20 protein-coding genes are annotated in these 24,149 nt (G+C 39.1%); 5 read left to right on the top strand and 15 right to left on the bottom strand.

Annotated features, from left to right (window positions below):
* Positions 1 to 37: 37 nt before the first annotated feature.
* From AACZ88_RS13665 to AACZ88_RS13615, 11 genes are all read right to left on the bottom strand, one after another.
* The gene (locus AACZ88_RS13665) at positions 38 to 385 is read right to left on the bottom strand and encodes a YciI family protein (RefSeq protein WP_339711319.1); all 348 of its coding nucleotides are present in this window, start codon (positions 383 to 385) and stop codon (positions 38 to 40) included.
* Between the two features lie 77 nt (positions 386 to 462).
* Positions 463 to 1,536: a PA0069 family radical SAM protein gene (locus AACZ88_RS13660; protein WP_339711317.1), complete on the bottom strand. Its 1,074-nt coding sequence runs from the start codon at positions 1,534 to 1,536 to the stop codon at positions 463 to 465.
* A gap of 136 nt (positions 1,537 to 1,672) precedes the next feature.
* Positions 1,673 to 3,229 (bottom strand): hypothetical protein, encoded by a 1,557-nt coding sequence (locus AACZ88_RS13655; protein WP_339711314.1) that lies wholly within the window; start codon positions 3,227 to 3,229, stop codon positions 1,673 to 1,675.
* Between the two features lie 21 nt (positions 3,230 to 3,250).
* Positions 3,251 to 4,033 carry an enoyl-CoA hydratase-related protein gene (locus AACZ88_RS13650; RefSeq protein WP_339711312.1) on the bottom strand — a complete coding sequence of 261 codons (783 nt, stop codon included), beginning with the start codon at positions 4,031 to 4,033 and terminating at the stop codon, positions 3,251 to 3,253.
* Positions 4,034 to 4,053: 20 nt separating this feature from the next.
* Positions 4,054 to 5,478: an ATP-binding protein gene (locus tag AACZ88_RS13645; RefSeq protein WP_339711503.1), complete on the bottom strand. Its 1,425-nt coding sequence runs from the start codon at positions 5,476 to 5,478 to the stop codon at positions 4,054 to 4,056.
* A gap of 249 nt (positions 5,479 to 5,727) precedes the next feature.
* A complete protein-coding gene (locus tag AACZ88_RS13640; RefSeq protein ID WP_339711309.1) occupies positions 5,728 to 6,279 on the bottom strand; it encodes a CopD family protein in 552 nt (183 codons plus the stop codon).
* 123 nt (positions 6,280 to 6,402) lie between these two features.
* Entirely contained in the window at positions 6,403 to 7,038 is a 636-nt protein-coding gene (locus AACZ88_RS13635) for a response regulator transcription factor (protein ID WP_339711306.1), read from the bottom strand.
* A gap of 27 nt (positions 7,039 to 7,065) precedes the next feature.
* Entirely contained in the window at positions 7,066 to 7,830 is a 765-nt protein-coding gene (locus AACZ88_RS13630; protein ID WP_339711304.1) for an ATP-binding protein, read from the bottom strand.
* Positions 7,800 to 8,438, bottom strand: coding sequence for a hypothetical protein (locus AACZ88_RS13625; protein ID WP_339711302.1), 639 nt, complete (start codon positions 8,436 to 8,438; stop codon positions 7,800 to 7,802). The genes AACZ88_RS13630 and AACZ88_RS13625 overlap by 31 nt, the downstream gene beginning before the upstream one ends.
* Before the next feature lie 197 nt (positions 8,439 to 8,635).
* Positions 8,636 to 9,148: a hypothetical protein gene (locus AACZ88_RS13620; RefSeq protein WP_339711299.1), complete on the bottom strand. Its 513-nt coding sequence runs from the start codon at positions 9,146 to 9,148 to the stop codon at positions 8,636 to 8,638.
* 560 nt (positions 9,149 to 9,708) lie between these two features.
* A complete protein-coding gene (locus AACZ88_RS13615) occupies positions 9,709 to 11,463 on the bottom strand; it encodes an arylsulfatase (RefSeq protein ID WP_339711297.1) in 1,755 nt (584 codons plus the stop codon).
* Positions 11,464 to 11,692: 229 nt separating this feature from the next.
* On the opposite strand from AACZ88_RS13615, the gene AACZ88_RS13610 reads away from it, so the two are divergent.
* Together AACZ88_RS13610 and AACZ88_RS13605 are read left to right on the top strand one after the other, a co-directional pair.
* Entirely contained in the window at positions 11,693 to 12,616 is a 924-nt protein-coding gene (locus tag AACZ88_RS13610) for an aldo/keto reductase (protein ID WP_339711295.1), read from the top strand.
* A gap of 77 nt (positions 12,617 to 12,693) precedes the next feature.
* Positions 12,694 to 13,503, top strand: coding sequence for an EcsC family protein (locus AACZ88_RS13605; protein ID WP_339711293.1), 810 nt, complete (start codon positions 12,694 to 12,696; stop codon positions 13,501 to 13,503).
* 132 nt (positions 13,504 to 13,635) lie between these two features.
* On the opposite strand, the gene AACZ88_RS13600 is transcribed toward AACZ88_RS13605, so the two are convergent.
* Entirely contained in the window at positions 13,636 to 15,024 is a 1,389-nt protein-coding gene (locus tag AACZ88_RS13600; protein WP_339711291.1) for an MATE family efflux transporter, read from the bottom strand.
* A gap of 138 nt (positions 15,025 to 15,162) precedes the next feature.
* Positions 15,163 to 16,194, bottom strand: a complete 1,032-nt coding sequence (gene hemH / locus AACZ88_RS13595; RefSeq protein ID WP_339711288.1) for a ferrochelatase — start codon at positions 16,192 to 16,194, stop codon at positions 15,163 to 15,165.
* A 171-nt stretch (positions 16,195 to 16,365) separates the two neighbouring features.
* On the opposite strand from hemH, the gene AACZ88_RS13590 reads away from it, so the two are divergent.
* From AACZ88_RS13590 to AACZ88_RS13580, 3 genes are all read left to right on the top strand, one after another.
* Positions 16,366 to 17,442 carry a mechanosensitive ion channel domain-containing protein gene (locus AACZ88_RS13590; RefSeq protein WP_339711285.1) on the top strand — a complete coding sequence of 359 codons (1,077 nt, stop codon included), beginning with the start codon at positions 16,366 to 16,368 and terminating at the stop codon, positions 17,440 to 17,442.
* A 95-nt stretch (positions 17,443 to 17,537) separates the two neighbouring features.
* The gene (locus AACZ88_RS13585) at positions 17,538 to 21,062 is read left to right on the top strand and encodes a TraB/GumN family protein (protein ID WP_339711283.1); all 3,525 of its coding nucleotides are present in this window, start codon (positions 17,538 to 17,540) and stop codon (positions 21,060 to 21,062) included.
* A 29-nt stretch (positions 21,063 to 21,091) separates the two neighbouring features.
* Positions 21,092 to 21,934, top strand: a complete 843-nt coding sequence (locus AACZ88_RS13580) for an N-acetylmuramoyl-L-alanine amidase-like domain-containing protein (RefSeq protein ID WP_339711281.1) — start codon at positions 21,092 to 21,094, stop codon at positions 21,932 to 21,934.
* A 219-nt stretch (positions 21,935 to 22,153) separates the two neighbouring features.
* Here AACZ88_RS13580 and AACZ88_RS13575 read toward each other — a convergent pair whose 3' ends face one another.
* Together AACZ88_RS13575 and AACZ88_RS13570 are read right to left on the bottom strand one after the other, a co-directional pair.
* The gene (locus tag AACZ88_RS13575; RefSeq protein WP_339711278.1) at positions 22,154 to 22,945 is read right to left on the bottom strand and encodes a ThuA domain-containing protein; all 792 of its coding nucleotides are present in this window, start codon (positions 22,943 to 22,945) and stop codon (positions 22,154 to 22,156) included.
* Positions 22,946 to 23,089: 144 nt separating this feature from the next.
* The gene (locus AACZ88_RS13570; RefSeq protein WP_339711276.1) at positions 23,090 to 23,977 is read right to left on the bottom strand and encodes an AraC family transcriptional regulator; all 888 of its coding nucleotides are present in this window, start codon (positions 23,975 to 23,977) and stop codon (positions 23,090 to 23,092) included.
* Between the last annotated feature and the right edge of the window lie 172 nt (positions 23,978 to 24,149).

Raw genomic sequence — 24,149 nt, 5'->3', positions numbered from 1 at the left:
AATTACCGGGCTTCTCCATGCAAAATGTGTGTAGAAACTACATATTCATTGACATAATCTCCCTAACCTCAACATTACCATCGTGTTCAAAAATGGGGCAGCCCTTTGAAATTTCTATCGCGTCTTTTTGATTATCTGCCGAAACGATGAGATATCCACCGACCACCTCAGCCCCCTCGGCAAAGGGGCCATCGGTAATCACTTCGCCAGATTTATGCACTACGTTTCCGCTTTTTGCCAATGGCAGGCCATCTACCAATTGTTCTTTTTCCTTTAGGCCTCCCATCCAAGCGCCCCATTTTTGCATATGTGCTTGCATTTCTTCGGGTGTTTGTTCAGTCCAAGTTGCGTCTCCTCCTCTAAATAAAAATAAAAAATTGCTCATGATTCCAAGGTTTTAATTGTTTCTATATTCTAAAGACGTTTTCAACAGCTATTATTGGACACTAATGCTACTTTTTTTTAGAATAATTTCATTTGACCCTCTTTGTACTGTTCAAAAAGTGTCATGTTCAGGCTGGGGAATGATTTATCTTTGAAATAGATGTGACGCGCTAACCGCACCAAATCATGTATTTGAGTAGCTATTTTACCCTCGCCCCGGCTTCTAATTCCGAACCGGCTATCGTTCAAGGTGCCCCCATGACATTCCTGTATTTGATTCAGAACTTTTTCGGCCCTATCGGGAAGCGCCTTTTTTATCCAATCTGTAAAAATCTGACCTATTGCCCCATTCAAACGTACTACCGTGAAGGCAAAAGAACTTGCGCCGTTTTCGGAAACAGCTTTCGCCAAATTCATAATCTCATGGCTATTAATACCAGGGATAATGGGAGCCAACATGGCATTTACGGGAATATCATTATCAGAAAGTACTCGAATAGTCTCTAGGCGCTTTTTTATGGTGGCCGTTCGGGGTTCCAAGATACGTCGCGTTTCTTCCGATAATGAAGTAACCGATACGTTTACAGCAATCAGATTGTCTTTGGCAAGCTCCTTTAGAATATCAAGGTCGCGCAAAACCAATGCATTTTTCGTAATGATGCCAACCGGATGGCGATACTTTAAAAAGACTTCCAGGCATCCTCTAGTTATCTTAAACTTTTTTTCTACAGGCTGATAGCAATCGGTATTTCCTGATAGCACAATAGTGGCAGGCTTCCAGTTCTTACTTTTTAGTTTTTTTTCAAGGAGTTGAGGCGCTTCCTTTTTCAATAATATCTTCCTTTCAAAATCTAGTCCGGCACTATAGCCCCAAAATTCATGGGCATTACGTGCGTAGCAATAAATACAACCGTGCTCACACCCTTGATAGGGGTTCATAGAATACATCATTCCTACATCTGGACTCGTAACCTTATTCACAATGGTCTTTGGGAAGATAGGGATATACTGGGTCTTGTTATTGTCTGCCTCTTCGCCTTCTATACGACAAAACTCCAAGAAATCATCTCGGGTTTCAGCGCTGAATTCCGAGAATTTATTGTTCGTATTTTGCTGTGCTCCGCGACCCTTTAAATAATTTTCTTTGTTCAATTATTTGGATTTATTCCAAATTTATGGATTTAATCCAAAATAAATAGAACACGAATGTTAATTAACAGAAGTATTTCTTTTTCATACGCATAAGACCATACTTCCCGAAAAACCCTCATTCAAAGGGAGGGGATTGTCACAAAACAACTTTAACCAATTGCTTTTTACTGCCACGTTTGGCGTAGAATAGTAAATCATTCGAAGGTGCTATCAGCGGTTTAGAGACCATCAAAGGTAGTCGTGCCTCTTTATCATCGATAAGTTTTTCATAGCTAATGTTCCCTTGCGGATCAAGTCGTATAGTAAAAACGTTGCGATTGCGACTAAGACCTTGCTTGAAAAGTAGTCTTTCGCCTGGCAGTATTTGTGGATTTTCAGCAGCTGTGCTTATAAAGAAATAGGTGTTTCCATTTTTGGTACAAGAACTATAGGAAGCATAGGCACCATCACCTTGAGTGACCTCCGCCTTATTTATATTTCGGATCCAGATGACTTCACCATTGGCATTTAGCTTTGCACTTACGATGTCATTATGATGGTACCGTTGTACTTTTATCCTACCTCCGCTTGAGTTTGCCTGAACACTTGAAGTTACAAAATACTCTTCTGCATTGAACAAGAGATCACCTTCATCAGTAACACTTGCATTTTTAAAAACTAGATTTTTGATTTCTTTGTCTTCTTCACGCCCGAACTTGTCCATCATAAATTGTTCGGAGAAGGGGTTGTATTTTTTTGACCTAATAGCTAAACTATTTGGGTCCAGCTTAAAATACGAAAGTCCGTTATAGCGATTGTCTTTTCTATCTGCATAAAACCCTACACAGAATAAATCGGTACCGTTGATAATGGGTTTAAGGCCCTCGGAGAATTTACCGGCATCATCAAAGGTTTGTATTCTGCTGCCATTACTTGAGATTTGAATCAGTTCGTACTGAAATTTCCGTTCTTGGGCAGTAAACCTTCTTTTTTTAAAGTAGGCTTTACCAATAATAAAGGCCGTTCCCAAGTTCTTAGAAATGGCTACACTTTCGAAAGCATAGTTCTTTTCTTCGACCTCTGCCGAGAAGTCGTGTTCCACCAACTTTCTCAAGCTTGTGTCGAACATATAGATAAAATGATTGTTGCTCTTGCCTTTCTTAAAATGTGCGCTAATGACAAAAGCCGTTTTCTCTTCATCAAAAAGTACTGAAGTACTGAAACCCGAAGTGAAATTTCTATTATAATAATTCTTATCTAAAGGGTTTTGCACTTCTTTTGAAGGAATAGTAAGCAGGGTTTCCTCTGTAAAATTCATTTCTGCTATGGGGCTTCGGTGCACGATATACTCATACGATTGACTATCGTAATTATAATCTAAAAACAAAAGATACACTTGACCGTTACGAACATAACCCTCCACGAAATTGGCATTCTTTAGTTTATAGTTATATTCAGAAAGCAGCACTAAATCTTTATCGTAGTGTTCAATAAAATAGCCCTTGGGCTTAAGAATTAAACCCGTGTAATAGGCTCGAACAAGTACCGAACCGCCGTTCGCATCTTTAGAAATGGATAGCAGATTGGAAAATTTGTACCTGTCGTTATATTTCTCCCCAAAAGTATAATCTACAGCTATATCCTGGCCTTGCGTGTGGGAAACCCCTAGGCAAAAAACAAAAAAAAGCATGGGAAGACTTTTTCTTACGTTCATAAGTAGGTATTTGGTGATTTACTATTTCCCTGGAAACTCAGCCTTTCGTTTCTCTAAAAAGGCCGAAGTGCCCTCTACGAAATCTTCGGTTCCAAAGCTGGCCCCAAAGGCCTCGATCTCAGTAGCAAATCCGTTTTCGTTATTCTTAAAACCCGCATTTATCGCTTTTATTGCATTGCCAATGGCAACTGGAGAATTATTCGATATCTTGCTTGCCAGTTTTTCACAAAAAGAGATAAGCGCCTCTTGGGATACCACATGGTTCACCAAACCATATTGCAGGGCCACATCGGAAGAAATCATACCTGCCGTCATAATAAGTTCCATTGCCCTACCTTTCCCTATTAATTGGGGTAGTCGTTGTGTACCACCATAACCAGGAATTACACCCAAGGAAACTTCGGGCAATCCCATTTTGGCATTTTCACTGGCTACCCTAAAATGACAGGCCATGGCCAATTCAAGTCCTCCACCCAAGGCAAACCCATTAACAGCCGCTATCACAGGCGTCGATAAGTTCTCAACAAAATTAAAAAGCAGTTCATGACCTTGTGCCGCCAGTTTGCCTCCTTCCGCTTCCGAAAAACGGGCAAACTCTGAAATATCAGCTCCCGCTATGAAAGCCTTTTCACCATTACCTGTTAGAATAATGACCTTTATGACCTCTTCATTTTCGAGTGCTTCGAAAGCGTCATGCAATTCTTGTATCGTTTCCCTATTAAGTGCATTAAGTTTTTTGGGGCGATCAATCGCTATCGTAGCGATAGCGCCTTTTTTGGTAACTATAAGTGTATTATATGACATAATGAATTAGTTTACGAAAATTATACTATTTGCATTGCTTTTGCTTTTGGAAGTTTAACTATAAATACCGTGCCCTTTCCCGGTTTGGAGGTGAACTCAATACTGCCTTTATAGGTTTCTACAATATTTTTTACCATACCGAGCCCCAAGCCCATACCACTAGATTTTGTCGTAAATTTAGGTTCAAAGATTTTATCGCTAAAATCATCGGAAATACCTATACCATTATCCGCCACACACAATTTAAGATAATTTTCCTCAGAGGTCACAGAAACTAAAATACTCGGAGCATCAACTTCTGGAACGGCCTGTATCGCATTTTTGACCAAATTGGTCACTACACGAATCAATTGGGTACGATCCATTTTTGCTACGATTTCATCTTCGTCTGCTATAAAATGAATATAATTCTCATTAAAGATATCAAGGGCCAGCTTAACGATTTTAACGACATTTAGTGTTTCATTCTGCTGGGCCGGCATTTCGGCAAAATTAGAAAACGCAGAAGCGATGCTACTCATGGTATCGATCTGTTGTATCAAGGTTTTGGAATATTCACCCACCTTTTTCTCGATATCCGGGTCCTTTGGATCGAACTTTCGTTCAAAACTTTGCACACTCAACCGCATTGGAGTCAGGGGGTTTTTAATTTCGTGCGCCACCTGTTTGGCCATTTCACGCCAAGCCTGCTCTCTTTCACTACGGGCGAGTTTCACCGCACTTAGTTCCAATTCATCAATCATGGCATTGTAGGAAGTTACCAATTTCTCAATCTCTTCACTAGGGTCTTCAATAAATATCTTCTGGTTTTGCTTGGTCAGATTGGTCTTCTCTAACATATCGGAAACGGTCTCTAAAGAACGTGTAATATATTTCGAAATAAAATAAGCCAACCCAATGGCAATGAACAACATAAGCAAAAAGGCTCCCCCCAAACGCATCAATAGCTCTCGCAACTCCATATCATAAAAGGAATTGTCCTCATAATACGGCATATTTAAAATACCAATTGGTTTAAATCTACCGTCGTTTATATAAGTGTAAGACGCTAGATAATTATCGCCTGCAGCCGAATTTTCCTCTACATATCGTTTGGAAACACTAGCTTCCAATGAATTCATCACTTTTGCATCAAGACACGTAGGAACCGATTCATTGTCAAATTTGGGTCGGGAACTCTTGATCAACTGACCTTCAAGATCATAAATATTGAAGTTCTTATTATGAACATCTGCGATAATATAAATCTCTTCTCGAAATATCAATCCAAGGTTTTCGGTTGTAACAGGATAAGTAGTTTCATGTAGTGTATAGTTCAGACTTTGTTTGATTTGCTGCTCTTTACGTTCCAGACGATTTTCATGATAATCTTGCAGCTGCTCACGATATTGATAGACCGTTATGGCCGAAATCAATATCCAAGCGATGACCACCAACAGAATCATGGCAAAGAATATACGGTAACGGAGTGATAGCTTTTGAAGCAAGGGTCTGGCTTTAAGGTTCAAAGGTAGCAAATATCACACCATTTTTTGATGTGTGTTTTACTCCGATGTTTTGAGAATATATCGTATTAAGACTGTAGTGGGAAATTAACAGATAGGTTATTATCATTTAGAAAAAAAACACCTCAGTAAGTGAAAGCAATAGCGGTTACTTCATCAGACATAGCACGACAATTCGCGAAGGCACCATTAAACCTCATTATTGTTATTCCGAATTCGTTTATATAGACGAATGCCCAACATCAACAAAATTCCCAGGACCATAATACCAACCACGCCAAAAACCCAACTGAAGGCACTTTTGAGAATTACAAGAAAAACCACTGCAAACAAAATCAAGGTTGCTCCTTCGTTCCAAATACGCATGAAGCGCGAAGTGTACTTTATTTCATCACGCTGCAATTGTTTAAAAATCTGATGCGTTTTTAAATGGTACAAAATCAAAAGGAGTACAAAAGCCAATTTAATATGCATCCATGATTGTTGCAACCATTCTGGCATCAGCACCAATAACCAAATTGCGAAGAAAACGGCCAGTATTGCTGAAGGCCATGTAATAATTTGCCAGAGACGCCTTGCCATTAACTGCAATTGCTTTGATAGTATATCTTTTTCTGGTGCAGGTTTTTGAGAAGCCTCAATATGGTAAATAAATAGCCGCGGTATATAGAAAAGTCCCGCAAACCAGGTAATCACAAAAATAAGGTGTAATGCCTTGATGTATTGATAGTATTCTCCCATTGTATTTTTTCCCTCGGAAAGCGTTCACCAAAGTGAATAAGCCAAACTCTATTTGAGCACCCCTAAAGTAAAAATAAAAAAGTTGTCGAAGTGTTTCTGCTACAATAAATCAAACAATAGTGTTCAAGGGGAAAAAATCTTATTTCGTATGGCATAAAGCACCAATCCTATTCTATTTTTTATATGAAGCTTTTCATGAAGTGCATCGCGATAACCTTCTATAGTCTTGGGGCTCAAACACATTTCATCGGCAATTTCTTTATAGGTTTTTTCGGTACAGGCCAACTTCAAAAACTCTATTTCCCGCTCTTTCAAATGGACTTCTGGCATTTTCCTGTCTAAAGTACCCACCAGTATTTTCGTGACAGTATTGGTATGATAATACCCTTTATCAGCGATCTGTAAAAGGGCCTCTTCAAGAATTTCCCTTTTGGTATCTTTCATTAAGTAACCTCGTGCCCCTGCTCTAAGCATATTTAAAATCGTCTCTTCATTTTCTTCAATAGAAAGTGCCAAAACCTTTACATCAGGATATTTGCTCTTTAAAATCCCGGTAGTTTCAATTCCATTTAGAATGGGCATATTGATATCCATCAAAACGATATCGGGTATATTCTTGGGGCTCTCGAATTTATCCAATAACTCTTTCCCATTTTTACAAATATATAGCGCATTGAACCTACTGAAGCTCTGCACAAGACCACTTATGGCCTGCGATAATAAAATATGGTCATCGACTATTACGACGGAATAGGTCATAGTTTTCTTATAAAATCACTAGTTGTTTCAATCTACAAAATTATAAACCAATGTGAGTTGGGTACCTTTGTTTTTTTCAGCTGTAATTTTCAGGTCGGCACTTACCAGTTTTGCCCTATTCTTCATATTCTTCATACCGATACCCGAAGTCTTTTCGTCAATTTGCTCGAATCCAATGCCATTATCAGCAGCCCTTATTGAAAGGTAAGCCCCGTGATATTGAATCTCAACAATCAAAATTGACGCCTTCGAATGTTTTATGGTATTGGAAAAGAACTCTTGCAGTATTCTGAAAATAATAATCTCTTCTTTAGGGTTCAAGGTTCTCGGTTCTCCTTCAACTTTTAATAATGCTTCTAATACTTGCAATCGATTAAAGCGCTCAATCTCGAGTTGTACAGCCTCTTCCAATGACAAACTTTTTAACGCCTCTGGATTAATTAACTTTGACAACACCCGCAATTCTTGAAGAGCCATACCTATCGTGTCGGAGGCTTCTTTGATGCTTTCCGAGCGGTGTTCTTCCATTTGCACCTGAATTTTAGCCAGCGTCATCAACTGACCAATATTGTCGTGCAACTCCCAACTAATATTGCGCAAAGTTTCTTCTCGAATTTCAATCTGTGTCTCCGACAGCTCACGTTCAAAAGCTTCTTTTGTTTTCGCCTGTTGCAGTAAAAGCTTGTTTTTACGCTGTAGAAAAACGATAAAGAGTACGATTACTGTCAATGCCAAACAAATGGCTATTACCGAAAAGATAATTAGAAACGATTGTACTTCTCCTTCGTCCATAGAAAACCGATTATATAACAACCATACAAAATAACATTTAATGTGATAAGAATTAAATAATAGCTGTTCCCCTTAAAATTTAGGTGGTGCGAAAGTAACATAAAAGGCACCATACCAATGTTGAACAATAGTAAACCTGTAGAAATCCAAAAGCTCAATTTATATTTTAACTCTAAAATTTCGTCGCTATGCAGCAATTGCCAGAAGTGGAAAATGGTACAGACCAAGGTAAGTAATGCACCTACAATGAAAGTGTATTGGTGGTACTCGAACCAACTTTGAAAAAGTAGATTATAGAGCGCCACCCCCAAGAATAGCACACTAAATATCAACACTACATTCTTAATGGATTTGCTTTGTATTATGGTATAGTACCAATAATAATAGAATAAAAAACTAATCAAAATGTAAAAGTTATAATACCCAATAGTCTTCCATTCGAATACGTAGCGCATCACCGCACCAATAATTTCAAATATGAGCGTAAACCATAAAAAATATAGAAAATACTTCTCTTTAGAAGCTACATATTTCTTAAATAGGACCGCCGCAATGATGGCTGTCACCAACTCAAGAAATGTAATTAGAAATAGATGGTTTATTGACATACAAACAACGCATTAACACTATTGCCCTTTTTCATATGAATACTTCGCCTTTTTTTATACCCTAAGTAAATTAAAACGTTTGAAAATTGTCTCCTTCCCATGATTAAACAAACTTCAAAGATTGTATTGCAATTATAAAATGACATCGGTAAAAGCCTATTTGGAAAATAACCGTTTACAAATGTCAGTAGACTCATTTAATTTCCGCCATGGGCGTAATTCAATCTTTTAATATTGGCCGCGTCTGTTGGCGGAGGCGGAGGCATGGGTACAAAACCTGAACGTTCAGGATGTTCTTCATCAAAGGTCGGAACGACCACAACCGTTGAATAGCCTGGTTTTGGCCATGTTTCATCAGACCTTTTGGGATAAGCAGCATTGTAAATGCGCAGACCCAAATTTTTATATCCGTTTTTCGCTGATTCCTTTTTTACATAGGCAATATAATTTTCCAATGTGGTCATTGAAAACCAAAAATTACGGTCATCATCGTAACCCAAACTCTCATTTATGAGATTATACCTGGTTTTCACATACTCGTTACCCAAAGAATCGGCTTGAGAAATGCTGATCAATTGTTTGCTAATAGCTTTTTCGGGATCTGTGGCAATTGAAGAACCCTTGCCCCAAAAAAACATGTATAACAAGAGTAAAACGTTGAGGGCTATCGAGACCCAAAAAACCCATGGAAGATTTCTCTTTTCATTCATAATATATGTGTTAAAAGTTTAGAAATATGTTTTAACGGGGGAAGAAAACTGTAAAAGTCAAAGTTGCCGAAATAGTCACCTTGGCAACACCTTTTCATTAAAGATAGAAAGAAATATTCTAGACGAAAAATCGTTTCCTATATTTCAATTTCATCTTTTTCACACTGCATTACTGATACTTATACAAATAAGTATAATACCTATGACCGCTACGGCCATGATAAGACAGTAATTGATTCTACAAATTAATTTTTCGCTTATTGAAGTTTCCATTTCGCCATTTTTTAGTGATTTCTTAGATTAAAAGTACCATATTAACCACCTGAAAAAAGGCAACAAAACAAGACACAATACAAAAACAAACCATAAAACTCTGAAAAACAATTATTTACATAATATATGGGTTGTATAAAGGGGATAAACGCCGCACAAAAAGGGGTAAACGCCCCCCAGTTAATAGTGGTGTTCAACCTGAATTTATTGAGGTTTTTGACGTTTAGACATACGGGCTATCATGACGACGGCCTCGCTTTCAGGAATCATAAAAGCAAAAGAACTGCCTAAAGCTTTTCCAGTTCAACCCAGAATGGAAGTATTTTTTTAGATTTAGAATTGTATACGGGTATTAAGTCACCTTTTAAATGGGGTAAATACACATCGTTCATTTCCAGAACATCAATACCGGTATCCGTATTTTTAAACTGATTTATTATGGTCCCGGTCTCCAATACCATTTGGCCTGCTTCCTGTAAGGGTTTAACAAATTTGAATTTAATATTATAGCGGCCCTCGGTAATATTCACCGCCCATTTTCCGAAGATTTCCTCCTGTGCCCAAATACCCCGCTCGCCATCGGCATCATTCCTATTAAGAAAAATCGGGTTTTCATGTTGCGTGCCTATATGTATACTTTGCGGATTGACCAAGTTGTGGGATTGTATGAGCTCAATATATTGACGATCTAGTTCTATCTTTAAACTTTTTGCCATTTCGGGGTGTTTCGAAACAATATTATATTGTTCGAAAGGATCAAATTTGAGATCATAGAGTTCAAAGTCTTTAATAGATGCGTCGTAGTCAGTATGGCCTACAAGCTTATAATCACCTTTTTGTAGTGACATATTATTATATTTTTCGGGATACCTTCTTGTCCAATAGGAAAAAAAAGGCCTGTCAGTCCACTCCACAGAAGCACCGTTCAATAAAGGAACCAAGCTTTTACCATCAATCTTGCGATCGTGCGGCACTTGCACTTTGCAGATTTCCGCGAGTGTGGGCAATACATCGATATGAGCCGCCATTATCTCAATATCCCCATCCTTTTTATACCGTTCAGGATATTTAAAGTAAAAGGGTACACGGGTGCCTCCACGATAGACGCTTCCCTTTTTCCCGCGCATACCCGCAACATATCTTGCCTGTTGCGGACCGTTATCAGTCATAAAGATAATAATGGTATTCTTATCGATTTTTAAGTCCTTTAGCTTCCGAAATAGGCGCTTCAAATTATCATCGATATTGGTCACCATGCCATACACCTTTCGGGCATCTTCTTTATCCTTTTCACTCATTTCGGGAAACGGTCGACCATCGCCAAAACCTGAACTGGGGTCGATATCCCTATACATCTCATAATATTTATCAGGTACCTGAAGTGGCGTATGGGGTGCATTAAATGACAGGTAGCAGAAAAAAGGCGCTTCGCTGTGAGCGGTAACAAAGTCAATAGCTCTATCAGTAAAAATATCGCTGCAATAGCCAGTATAGGCCTCTTGTTGCCCGTTATGCCAAAGAACAGGGTCGAAATAACTACGGTCACCCTTAAAATAAGTTGTAAAATCGCCCACTTGGCCCATACCTCCCGAAAGATGAATCACCGACTCATCAAACCCTTGGTCTTGTGGTCTACTCGGGTAGTTATCGCCCAAATGCCATTTACCAAAAGCCCCTGTTTTATAGTCGGCCTGTTTCAATATCTCGGCTAGTGTTGCCTCACTACCTGCCATAGTCGCCCCTCCATTATAGGTGTCGCGCATACCCGTGCGTAACGAATACCGGCCCGTCATCAAACTAGATCTTGTAGGTGCACATACTGGAGAAACGTTAAAATTATTGAATCGAATACTTTCTGAGGCCAGCTTGTCAAGAACCGGAGTTTTTATATGTGGATTGCCCGTAACCCCTAAATCACCATAACCTTGATCATCGGTTATGATCAGAATTACATTTGGTCTGCTTTGCGTTTGAGCATTTACAAAGACGTAAATTGGCAAAAGAAGTGCTACAAATAGCAAACGTATTTTTCGGGTCGACATTTTTTCGATTTTAGGGTTTAGTTCTTCCTGGTTTCTATGGCTTTAAATGTAACAAAAAAGACCGAAACGGAAATAGGTGAAGTTCAACCATAAACCATGAACAAATCAAATCTATGGAGGTATGACATCGATGTGCACTTCCGAGAAAGACACCGTACTTTCCAATTTTAACACAGGATGTCGCTATAAAAACTTAATTTAAAGGACAAAATAGGAAAACACGACTTACATGGCACTATCAAGAAGGGATGCTCTTAAAATGTACGGGTTAGGAAGTTTAAGTTTGGTTGCTTCCCCCTCTCTTTTCGGTTTTCCCAAAATGCAAAAAGTGGGTACACGAATTATTCCCAGTTCAGGCGAACAACTTCCTATTGTGGGCATAGGCACATGGCAAACATTTGATGTAGGCAATTCAACACATGATTTGGCCGTTTTAAAACAAGTACTGAATGAAATAAAGAAATATGGCGGAAGTGTCATCGATTCTTCCCCTATGTATGGTAGTTCGGAAGCAGTGGTTGGCCAACTGACGAATAGCCCTGATTTTGAAAAAGCTTTTTTTTATGCCACCAAAGTATGGACCTCGGGAAAGGCTGCCGGAATCGATCAGATGAACGATTCATTTAAAAAAATGCAACGGACCACTATGGATTTGATGCAGATTCATAACCTCGTCGACTGGCAAACCCATGTAAAGACCTTGAAAGCATGGAAAGAAGAAGGCAAAATTAGATACTGGGGACTTACCCACTATGTAGACTCGGCACATGACAGATTAGAAAAAATAATTCGTCAGGAAAAGCCTGATTTTGTTCAGTTCAATTACTCTATTCGCTCCAGAAATGCGGAAAAATCACTTTTTGAAACCTGTCAGCGAAATAAAACAGCCACTATTATCAATCAACCCTATGAAAGTGGCAGCCTGTTTGGTCTTGTAAAAGGAAAGACCCTTCCCGAATGGTGCCAAGCATATGATATCAATAGTTGGGGACAGTATTTCTTAAAATTTATTCTTTCAAATAAAGCGGTCAATTGCGTAATTCCGGGTACTTCAAAACCCCATCATGCCATTGATAATATGGGCGCCGGATATGGGTCATTACCAGACGCAAAAGGTCGAGACCGCATGTTTGCTCATTTAAAATCTCTTTAACTAAAAAAGTATATACTCCGGAAAACGGTACAATTGTTGGATAATATTTCAGCAGTTTACGCATAACTTCAATTCCAATGACAAATACAACCTCAAGAAGCACACTTAGTTCTGAAGACCTACTTGACCTGAAGCAGGCAAAACTTAAAATGGAACGTATCGGATGGGCCATGCAAGGCCTTAATAAAGTAGGGACACTAATTGAAAACCGTATTGACCTATTACCTCAAAAACAACAGCAATGGCTACAACAGGTTACCCATAAAGTACTCCATACCGTGGTAAAATCAAACTTAATAACCATGAAGCCGCACAAGAGTAATTTGGTGCCATGGAATGGAGCTTACAAAGCTTTCGTTACCTCTTCAGGTGCTGTCGGAGGTGCCTTGGGAGCTACAGCCTTTGCCGTGGACCTTACCGTAGCCACAAAATTTATGATGCGATCTATTATGGACATTGCCCGTAGCGAAGGTGAAAACCTTACAGAATTTGATACGCAATTGGCATGCTTACAGGTATTCGCTTTAGGAGGTAAATCAAAACATGATGACGGACTTGAAACAGGATACTATGCTACCCGAGTTGCTTTGAATACGGCTGTGAAAGGGGCATCGGCCAAATTAGTAGAAGGATTTCTGAAGGGAAGTAGCAATCCGCTTTTGCGTTTTATAAGTGTGATAGCGTCGCGTTTTAGTGTTCAGGTATCGGAAAAATTCGTTGCACAAGCTATTCCTCTTATTGGTGCGGCAGGAGGCGCCGCCATCAATTTAGCTTTTATTAATCATTTTCAGAATATGGCTCAAGCACATTTTACCGTTAGAAGACTGGAACGGAAGTATGGTGAAAGTTTAGTTCGAGAAAATTACGAAAGAACGGGTTTAAAATAACCGAATCACTCGTTTAAACCACAACTCTTTAAAGGCAACCATTGTAACAAGAATAGGTATTGAAAAAGAAGAATACTAAGGAAATACTGACCTTTCAAAAGCAAATCATCAATCGTATACGATTACCGCATATCATGAAGTGACATTTAACAGGGTGGCCTTTATCTCTTTTCGCAAAAAATACCCTGTTACCAATGTCGCAAGAACATCAGCAATTGAAAAAGATATCCAAACACCAAGTTCCTTGAAATAAATTGGAAGAATTAAAATGAGCGGTATAAAAAAGAAGCCTTGCCGTGTTAATGTTAAAAGGAGTGCAGGAACAGCCTTACCTATGGCCTGAAAATAGGCCGCCCCTATCAATTGCAATGCAACAATTGGGGTTGCGGCAAAAACCCACCGCATAGCCGAAGGCGTATGTTCCAAAACATAGGTATTGGTCGCGAGCTCCATCGCAGACATTCCAGGTTTATCACTTAAAAATAATGCCGCTATCTCCGCCGGAAAAACCATCAGACCAATAAATACGATGGTCGCCATAAAAGCGGCATACTTAATAGCCGTGTTTATCGATTCCCGTACCCTGTGATATTTTTTCGCCCCATAATTGAACCCCGCAATAGGCAGAAAGCCCTGAGTTACCCCGAAAACAGGAAATAGAGCAAACATCAGCATACGTCCGATAATAGCATAAACTGCAACCATGGCCTCACCTCCCAAACCAAAAAGAATATTATTCATCAGTAGATAGACCACGCTAGTCACCGCTTGTCTCGAAAGGGTTACAAAACCAAGGGAGCCGATTTCCTTTAAAATATTTTTGTTAAGTCCGAAATGTGAAAAATCTATTTTTAATTCCGAATTTTTGGAAAGAAAAAAATACAAAACATAAGCAAAGCACAACACATAACCCACAGTCGTTGCCCAAGCAGCACCACTCATGCCCCAATCAAAAATGTATATAAAAAGATAATCCATAACCAGATTACCTACCGAAGGAATAATCATAGCAATCATGGCAAACTTTGGTTTTCCCTCAGCTCTTATAACCGTATTGCCCATCATACAAAGGGCCAAAAAAGGAACCCCATAGAGCACTATGGTATAATAAATCTTTGCAGGAGCGAAAATGGCTCCCTTACCACCGAAGGCAGGAATCAGCGTATCAACATAAAACAAACCTAGGGCGACCATTGAAACAGTTGCCAAAAGTGTCAAGGTAATCTGGTTTCCAAATGTTTTTAAGGCCTTATCCCTGTTCCCCGCACCCAAAGCACGAGAAATTATACTCGACCCGCCGATACCAATGGCCATGCCCAATGCACCAATAAAAAAAGAAACCGGTAAAACAACATTAATCGCGGCAATAGCAATAGACCCAATCCAATTGCCAACAAAAATGGAGTCGACCAAAACATTGAGCGACATTACCAGAATACCGATTGCTGCCGGTACCGATTGCTTTACTAATAGTTTACCAATGGGTTCTGAACCTAATTGCGCTGTAGATACTTTTGCCATGTATTATTCATTACTACCTTTTGTCGTAAAAGACATGGATAAAGATGGGCCAATACTATGTCGCTTTTTCCCAACCAAACTGTCTATCATATGAAACTGCGTTTTTATATAATTTTGAAGTATTCTTACACTTTACGATTAAGAAGGTAGCTCTCCTGTTGTTTCCCAATTATTGACCCATTTTGCCATTACTTGCACCCAGGCATCATCATCGTTTAAACAAGGTATATGCTTGTAATCTTCTCCCCCGGCATTTTGGAATTGATGTTTGCCTTCCATAGCGATCTCCTCCAATGTTTCAAGACAATCCGACACAAAAGCTGGAGTAATTACCGCCAACCTTTTTATGCCTTCCTTCGGAAATCGTTCAAATTCAAAATCGGTATAAGGCTTTAACCACGGGTCGTTGGGCAAACGCGATTGAAACGAATTGCTTACCTTTTCGTCCGGCAAGCCCAAATATGCTTTAACACGCTCAGTCGTATCAAAACATTGATGACGATAGCAGGTATTATGAGCTACGGAATTAATAGTGCAACACTGACCATCGATTTTACAATGAAAACGGGTAGGGTCTGATTTTCGAATGTGACGTTCCGGAATACCATGATATGAAAACAGAATGTGATCGTAATCAAAATTTTTTAATCCTTCTGCAATGCTTTTTGATAACACTTCGATATAACCTTCATTTTTATAAAATGCGGGTAGGGTGGTCAAACGCATTTCCGAAAAATGTGCTTGCTGCTCTTCCATTGCCTTTACGACTACCGTTTCATAAGATGACATAGCATAATGCGGATATAAAGGTACCAAGAGTACTTCATCAACCCCTTTCGTCTTAAGTTCCCCTAAGGCTTTTTTAATTGTCATACTGCCATAACGCATTCCCAAAGCAACCGGCATTTTGGTTTCCCTACTGACTTTCTCGGCAAAGCGCTCTGAAATCACTATTAATGGGGAACCTTCTTCCCACCAGATCTTTTGATATGCCGCTGCCGATTTCTTCGGCCGAGTTTGTAAAATAATACCACGTACAATGATATTTCTTAACCACTTTGGAGTGTCGATTACACGTTCGTCCATTAAAAACTCATCCAAATAGGGCTTGACATCTTTAGGCGTAGGGTTCTCGGGCGAACCCAAATTAACTAGTAAAACTCCTTTCATACCATTTCAATTTTCGAGCCACAAAAATAGTGTTTGTATGCGTGTTTTATCTCAATACACCTTATTACTTTCTAATCACTGTATAGAAAAAAACAATTTTTCACACCGTTTTAACAGCTTAAACCTGCTTTTTTTATAAGTTGTATCTCAAAGCCAAAACAACACCATCAAATGCTGGACTCCCTTTTTAATAACGTGAACAACCCTTCATTAATTTATCTAAGCGGGGCGTTTCTTCTTATATTGATCATTTACTTTATTGTGATCAGAATATTAAATTCTTACGGTAAGAATCCCAAATATTTGATTCCTGCTGAGGCGGTAAAAAAAATAAGTCGGCCACTATTGCTTATTTTTCTTTCTTTTTTAATTCGAATGCAATCGCTCCGATTGCTTATTGGCCTTGATGACTATGGTTATTGGTTCAAAAAATCCAGCACCCTTTTATTCATTTTTTCCTTTACTTGGCTCACATTAAACATTCTCAAAATTGTCAAACACCGTGTCATTGAAAAGTACGATGTTCACGCCGCCGATAATTTAAAGGCAAGAAGAATAACCACTCAGTTCAACATTTTAGAGCGTATAGCAATATTTATAATAGTTATTCTTGCCTTGGGTATCGCGCTAATGAGCTTTGAAGGTATTCGCGAAATCGGGGTAAGCATTTTTGCCTCTGCGGGTGTAGCTGGAATCATCATTGGTTTTTCAGCGCAAAAAATGATTGGCACCATTCTAGCTGGAATTCAAATCGCCATAGCCCAACCGATTAAACTCGATGATGTGGTTATCGTAGAGGGAGAGTGGGGCCGTATCGAGGAAATCACCTTAACCTATGTAGTTGTTAAAATTTGGGATAAGCGACGATTGGTGGTACCTACAACCTTTTTTATCGAAAAACCATTTCAAAACTGGACCAAGACCTCATCGGACATTTTAGGAACGGTCTTTTTATACACCGATTACATGGTGCCCTTCGACGCGTTGCGAGCTGAATTGACCAATATTTTGAAAGGATCAGAACTTTGGGACGGTGAGGTAAACAATATTCAGGTAACCGATTCAAAATCAGGTTTTGTAGAAATAAGGGCTCTTATGAGTGCCAGAAATTCTTCAGATGCTTGGGATTTACGGGTACTTGTCCGTGAAGAATTAATTTCATTTTTACAGAAAAATTATCCAGAAAGTTTGGCCCATACCCGATTGTACATTAAAAATATGGAAGAAGCAAAAAATAGAAACATCTAATGTTCGTTATACCTTTGACCCTATTCCTATATTTTCTTGCAATGGTTGTTCGAAAAAAAGAATATCTCTGGAAACACATAAGGTCAACACACGTAATGGCTTTTCTTAATATGCGCTCGGCTTACATTTTACTTTTATTTTTAAGTCCGTTTTTTGGCTTCTCCCAAGAAAATAACAGTTTGCTTTGGGAAATTTCTGGTAACGGCCTAAAAGAGACCTCCTACCTATATGGCACTATGCATGTCAGCAAAAGAATTGCTTTTCGACTAGACGATGTATTCTATGATGCTTTAGACAAAAGCGAGGTTATCGCTCTTGAGTCAGACCCTGGCACCTGGCTCGAAGAAGGCCATGGGGTAGGTCTGAGGGGTTACGGCCAAGGAAATGGTTTTGTCTCCAAAGGTTTTTATACCTATCCGTTTGTCATACGAAACCCGAGTAAAAAAGAGATTGGGGCCTATTTGGCCTTCGAAGATCGACGGGTAAACAGTATTTTGTATCGAACCGATGCATATTCGCAGAACTTTGAGGAAGACACTTATCTCGATATGTTCATATATCAAGCAGGGAAAAAGTTTAAAAAAAAGGTAGTTGCCTTGGAAGATCTTGCCGAATCGGCGGCCTTGGTAGGTCGAGCGAGTTTAAACGCCATGAAACCAAGGCCCGATGAATGGTTACAGAAAAAAATGCGCCTACAGGACCCCTCAACAATATTACAAGATGCCTATCGCAATCGAGACATCGATTTACTAGATTCAATAGACAAGGCCATGTACACGGATCATTACATGAATAATATGCTCTATGTGCGCAACGGCAATATGGCGCAAAAGCTTGATTCAGTAATGCGGACGGCAAAGGTTTTTACGGGTATTGGCGCGGCCCATTTACCCGGGAAAAAGGGAGTAATCGCCCTATTGAGAAATTTGGGGTATACCGTAAAAGCGCTGACTTCAAAAGCTGGTTTAAGAGGCCAAAAACTGAAAGAAAAATTCGAAAGTTCTTTTCGGGAGAATACCTATGCCCCTCAAGGGCCCGATGATGGACTTTTTAGTATTGATCTTCCACACAAATTATATGCTGTATCGGAAAACATCAATACCACCTACATTTCACCAGACTTGGCGAACGGAAGTTATGTAATGATAAACCGTATACCCACCTTTTCCCATTTAAAACAAGACAACGTCTATACGCTTGACGACCTTGATAAATTACTGTTCGAAAACATTCCGGGGAAGATTATTGAAAAAAAACGAATAGAAAATGCCGGATTCTCTGGACTGGATATTAAAAACCGGTTAAAGAATGGCGATTATCAACGCTATCATATATATGTTACGCCCCTTGAAATCCTTATTTTTAAAATGGGTGGTGACGGTGATTATGTAACCCAACATTCCGACACGATTTTCAATAGCATCCACTTTAATAAGCAAGATGGGGCCTATGCCGCTATTTCCTCCGGATTTCAAGATTTCAAGGTGCGAATGCCGACATATCACACCTTCACCAATAGGTTTCGTAATGGCAATCGAACAATTCAAGGCTACGATTCGATTGCCGACAGCTATTTTTTTCTTCGCAAAGCCACACTCAACGATTTCAATTTTATCGAAGCTGACACTTTTGAATTAAAACAGATTCAGAAAAGGTTCTATCAAAACCTCAAACTCAAACCCGTCTATAAGCCCTTTGACGGTACTGTCCTAACATCTTCGGCAATCATAGATTCTTCACAAAATAAAACTTTGCATTTAAAAACAACACTTAAAAGAGGTGACTACTATCTTCTGGGAGTCTTGACCTCTGATGATAGTGAAGCTTCATTATATTTCGATTCTTTTCAAATAAAGGAGCCGGTTTATCAAGAAAAATTCAAAGCAGTAGTTGATACAGCCTTATTTTTCCGAACCATAAGCAATGTAGATCCTCCCAAGTTTGTGGAGAGTAGTAGCAACTATTTTTCGGGCAAAGCAAAACCCAAAGCATATAATGCATTCAACAAGAAAACAATCTATCAAAACAAGGATAACGAAGCCATAACCGTTGAACTTAATAAATCGCACGATTTCTTAATGTTTGCGAATATCGACTCGGTATGGGCCCTTCGTAAAAAACTGTACACTCGAAAAAACTTTATAATTCACGAAACCAAGGAGTCTGTAATTTCAAAAGACTACTATGAAATGCAATTGACCTTGACCGACACTGCGAGTACAAGAGGCATTCTAATCAAAAATGTTGTTCAAGGCGGCCTTCTTTACGAGGTAAAGGCGCAGATCGATACTCTCGGCCCGCCTAGCCGGTTTGTTTCCGAATTTTTTGAAAATTTCCGACCCTTTGACACACTTATTGGTAGAAGCATTATAGGTGACAAAACCCAAGACTTTTTCGCTGCCTTAAGGACTAACGATAGTATTATGGTAGATGGCTATCCGCTAATCAAATTTGAAAACAAACATATCGACTCATTGGAATATTACATTTCCGAATTCGAATATCCTGATGACAAAAAGTATATTCAAGCCTACCTTATTCAAAAACTAGGCACATTGCAGAAGCCCGGAACGGTCGGCTTTATAAAGGACTTTTACGTAAAGTCTTATAATAATTCTCGCGCCCAGACCAAAATTTTACAAGCCGTTGCCAAAAAATCAGATGGAGCATCGACCAAATTACTATTGGAGCTTATGGGCAAAGACTTGCCTTTAGTGTCAAACACCTTTGAAATCAGGAAAATTTTCAAACCTTATTTTGACAGTTTGCCAAAAGCACGAAAGTTATATCCCCAACTGATGGATTTCAGTACCATTGAAGAGTATAAACCTCCCATTTTTTCGTTGTTGGCCAAATTAAAGGCGAAGGGATTGGTCAAACCAAAGAGTTACAAAAAGTATCGCAAACAAATATTAAGCGATGCCAAAATTCAACTGAAACGGCTATCGGGACTTTCGGTCAATGCCAGCATAGAACGAAAACACAGTGCTAAAAAATCAGTATTGGAAGACTATGCCATTTTGCTTTACCCGTTTATAAAGGAAAAAGCAGTAAGCCAGTTTTTTGATCGATTGCAACATGTCGATGATCATCGCATACAAACGATATATGCTATTTTATTGGCCGAAGACGGATTACCATTGCCGAAAGGCATGCTCGACAAACTGGCAGCGAATAATGACAGTAGGGGCCTGCTTTTTAACAGATTAAAGTCCATCGGAAAGTTGAATCTATTCCCTTCCAAATACCGAAACCAGTGTTACTTGGCAGCCACTGTACTCACGGGTTCAGAGTTGGAGAACGAAGAACAAGACACCCCTGTTTTTCTGGATCAACGACCACTAAAGTACAATGGCAAAAAATTTACGGGTTATTATTTCAAAACACGCGATCAATCGGAATACAGCACCAATTTCAATATGCATTTATTGGTCTTTGAAAAGGGAAAGGCATTGACCACTACCCCTTTTTATCAGAATGATGGCTTACATATTGAAGACACCGATAGTAACGAAGAAGCCATGGATTACGCCACCGAGGCCTTTATACTAAAAGACAGGCAACGGGCAGAAGTTTACCGACCTAATGGGTATGGCGTATATGGGTATCATGGGTTTTAATGAGTACTTTTGAATTAAATAATAAAATTATGAAGTTTGTGATCTTCGTTGGGCTGTTTCTATTATTCAGCCATTCAATAAGTTCTCAAGATCTCACTTGTTCCCCGGCCGATAAACAAGCCGTGGAAAAGAAGATTATTGAAATCAAGGGTTTGGGCCAAAACGACTTTGGCAAAACACTCGTTGCCATTGGAAAAACCTTTATGGGCACCCCCTATGTAGCAAAGACCTTGGAAATAGGGGAAACCGAATCATTGGTAATCAACCTGCAAGGACTTGACTGTACAACTTATGTCGAAAATGTACTCGCCTTTGGAATCATGCAGCGAGAAGGGCGGTTTAACTTTGATGATTTTACAGAAAACCTAGAAACCATTCGGTATAATAACGGAAAACTAGATGGTTATGCCTCCCGACTTCATTACTTTTCGGAATGGATCGCCAATAATGAAGAAAAAGGATTATTAAAGGACATTACCGCGGAAATCGGAGGGATGGAAATTACCAAGCCCATCAATTTTATGAGTACCCATCGCGAACTATATCCCTTTTTAAAGGATAACGCCAACTTCAAAAAAATTCAGGCTTCCGAAAATTATTTGAACAACAAATCCATTTGCGTTTTGCCGCAATCGGCAATTGAAACCAATGAACACTTAATTCAAACTGGAGACATCATAGCATTGGCGACATCTATTAATGGCCTTGATGTAACCCACACGGGTATTGCCACAAGAGAGAAAGACGGCCGCATTCATTTACTTCACGCTTCAACGGTTTCCATGAAAGTCGAAATTTCTAAATTACCCCTTACCGACTACTTGAAGCACATAAAAAAGAACACCGGCATCATGGTTGCCAGACCGATTTAACCCATGTACGCACATAAGTAACCAAGAAGATAAACCAACTGTTCAGTCTAGAAACCCGATGCTTTGCAAGTAAGCCATCCTTAAATAGAATTCTGTCGTTTTCTAATGTCTTTTCAAAGGGGAATTCAATCAATGCATCCATCTCAAAAAATGGTAAAACCGACTCATGAGTCGGTTTTACCATTTCTACTTTATACACCAACAAAAGCTAGAATTAGCTTATTTACGGCCTAAACAATACTCAATACCGCCCAACAAATGTTGTCTGAAATCGGGTTGGTCATAAGCCTCGTCAGTATGACCAAGACCAGTGTAAAAAGCACGTCCGCCATCAAACTCGTGGTACCAGGCAATCGGGTGATTGTCGCCATTTTTGCCTCCCTCATAACTACTTTCATCCAACTTCATAACTATATTCAAGTCAGGATTAATATTTTTGTAGTTGTACCATTCATCAAAATGCCTCCAAGAATCACTTAAGTGCTTGGTTGAGGCATGAGTTCCATCAACAACCTCTATTCTAGCCTCCTGTTGTTTGGGATGGCTTAAAAAGTAAGCCCCTGCCAATTTACCATACCAAGGCCACTCATACTCTGTATCGGCGGCGGCATGTATGCCCATGTAACTCCCTCCGTTATTTATATAATCTTCGAATGCAGCTTCTTGCCTATCTCCTAAAATGTCCATAGTCGTATTTAAAAATACTACCAATTGGTATCTTTTTAGAGTCTCCGTATTGAACTGCAGCGAATCTTCGGTATGAACCACCCCGAAATTATTTTCAAGACCCAACTTACGAAGGGTAGCTACACCTTTGGTTATTGATTTGTGCCTGAAGCCATTAGTTTTCGTAAAAACCAAAAGTTGGGCAGGTGGTATCTTATACCGACTATCGAGTGCGACTCCGGCTTCTTGCTTAAAGGATACGTCTTGATCGATTTTAGTGGCACCACATCCTACCAAAAAAGTAAGTGCGACACATAAAACAAAGGCATGCAAAAATATTCTCATAGGGTTTCAAAGTTTATAGAAAGATAAATATCGATATTTTCGCTCGATTTAATCAAATATTATACACATTTTAAGTACTATATTTCTATTTAACCCTGTAATCGACGTTGATTTAGGTCATAATTAAAACTATACTGCGACAAATTAATTTGCCAAAGACATCACATATTTTTTGGGGGTGGTGCCATATTTCTTTTTAAAGGCTGAAATAAAATGACTGCTGGTACTATACCCTACCCGAAGGCCTACCTCATTAACATTGTGCTGGCCAGATTCTAACAATTTACGGGCGTGCTCCATCTTGTAATCGAACAAAAAACTATATACCGAATCACCATAAATCTGTTTAAAGCCTTCTTTGAGCTTTTTTAATGATAGCCCTATTTCTTGTGCGAGTTCCGCTAAACTTGGTGGTTCCGACATTCGAGAAATAATAATTTCCTTCGCTTTTCGAATACGTTTTACATTATCTTCATCAACAAGAAAAGGGCATTGCTCGGCATCGGCATCGGCACTCTTGTTAAAATATAACGAAATAAGCTCATACACCTTACCTTTTATATACAGTTGTTTTATGGACGGGTGTAGGTTGTAATTCATCATTTGACTCAAAATAACGGCTATTCCAGGCGAAACCCCTTCTTGGGCATAGTATTTTTTTTCTTTGTTTCCTTCTACCAAAAAGGGAATGAAATCAGCCTCTTTTGAAAAGAGGGAGTGAAATTTACGAATTGTCATGATTATAGACACCATCCATGAATTGGGTGCCAATTCAAGGTTCATTGGCAAATCCATTTGAGTATTGTACAATAATAGAGAGTTTTCTTCCGACACATCCAACGCATACCTTCCCTCGTTAAAAATGAACTTTGCGCGGCCCTTTAAACAAAAGTGGAACTGTATAAAAGTACTGTCGATTTGACGGGTAACCTTCTGAAAGTCGGAGGCATCGTTCTGAATCTTCAAAACATAAAATCCGTCTTCGAGAAGCACCTCGTCAAAAGAACCTTGAGCGACATTTTCTTGCAACATAGCTTTATTAGTATTTGCATTTCTATTTAGAAATGTTCTAAATAATATTCTTCAAAAACCACTATTTCACTGCAAAAATAACAGATTTACAGCAAATTAACGCTGAAATTAGACAAAAACACTTTAATCGATACTAATTGTTCCTCTAGCGTTATTTTTATTGATAATGTAA

This window comes from uncultured Kriegella sp., from assembly GCF_963975415.1.
GTDB lineage: Bacteria > Bacteroidota > Bacteroidia > Flavobacteriales > Flavobacteriaceae > Kriegella.
This window is presented reverse-complemented; position numbering and strand designations above follow the sequence as displayed.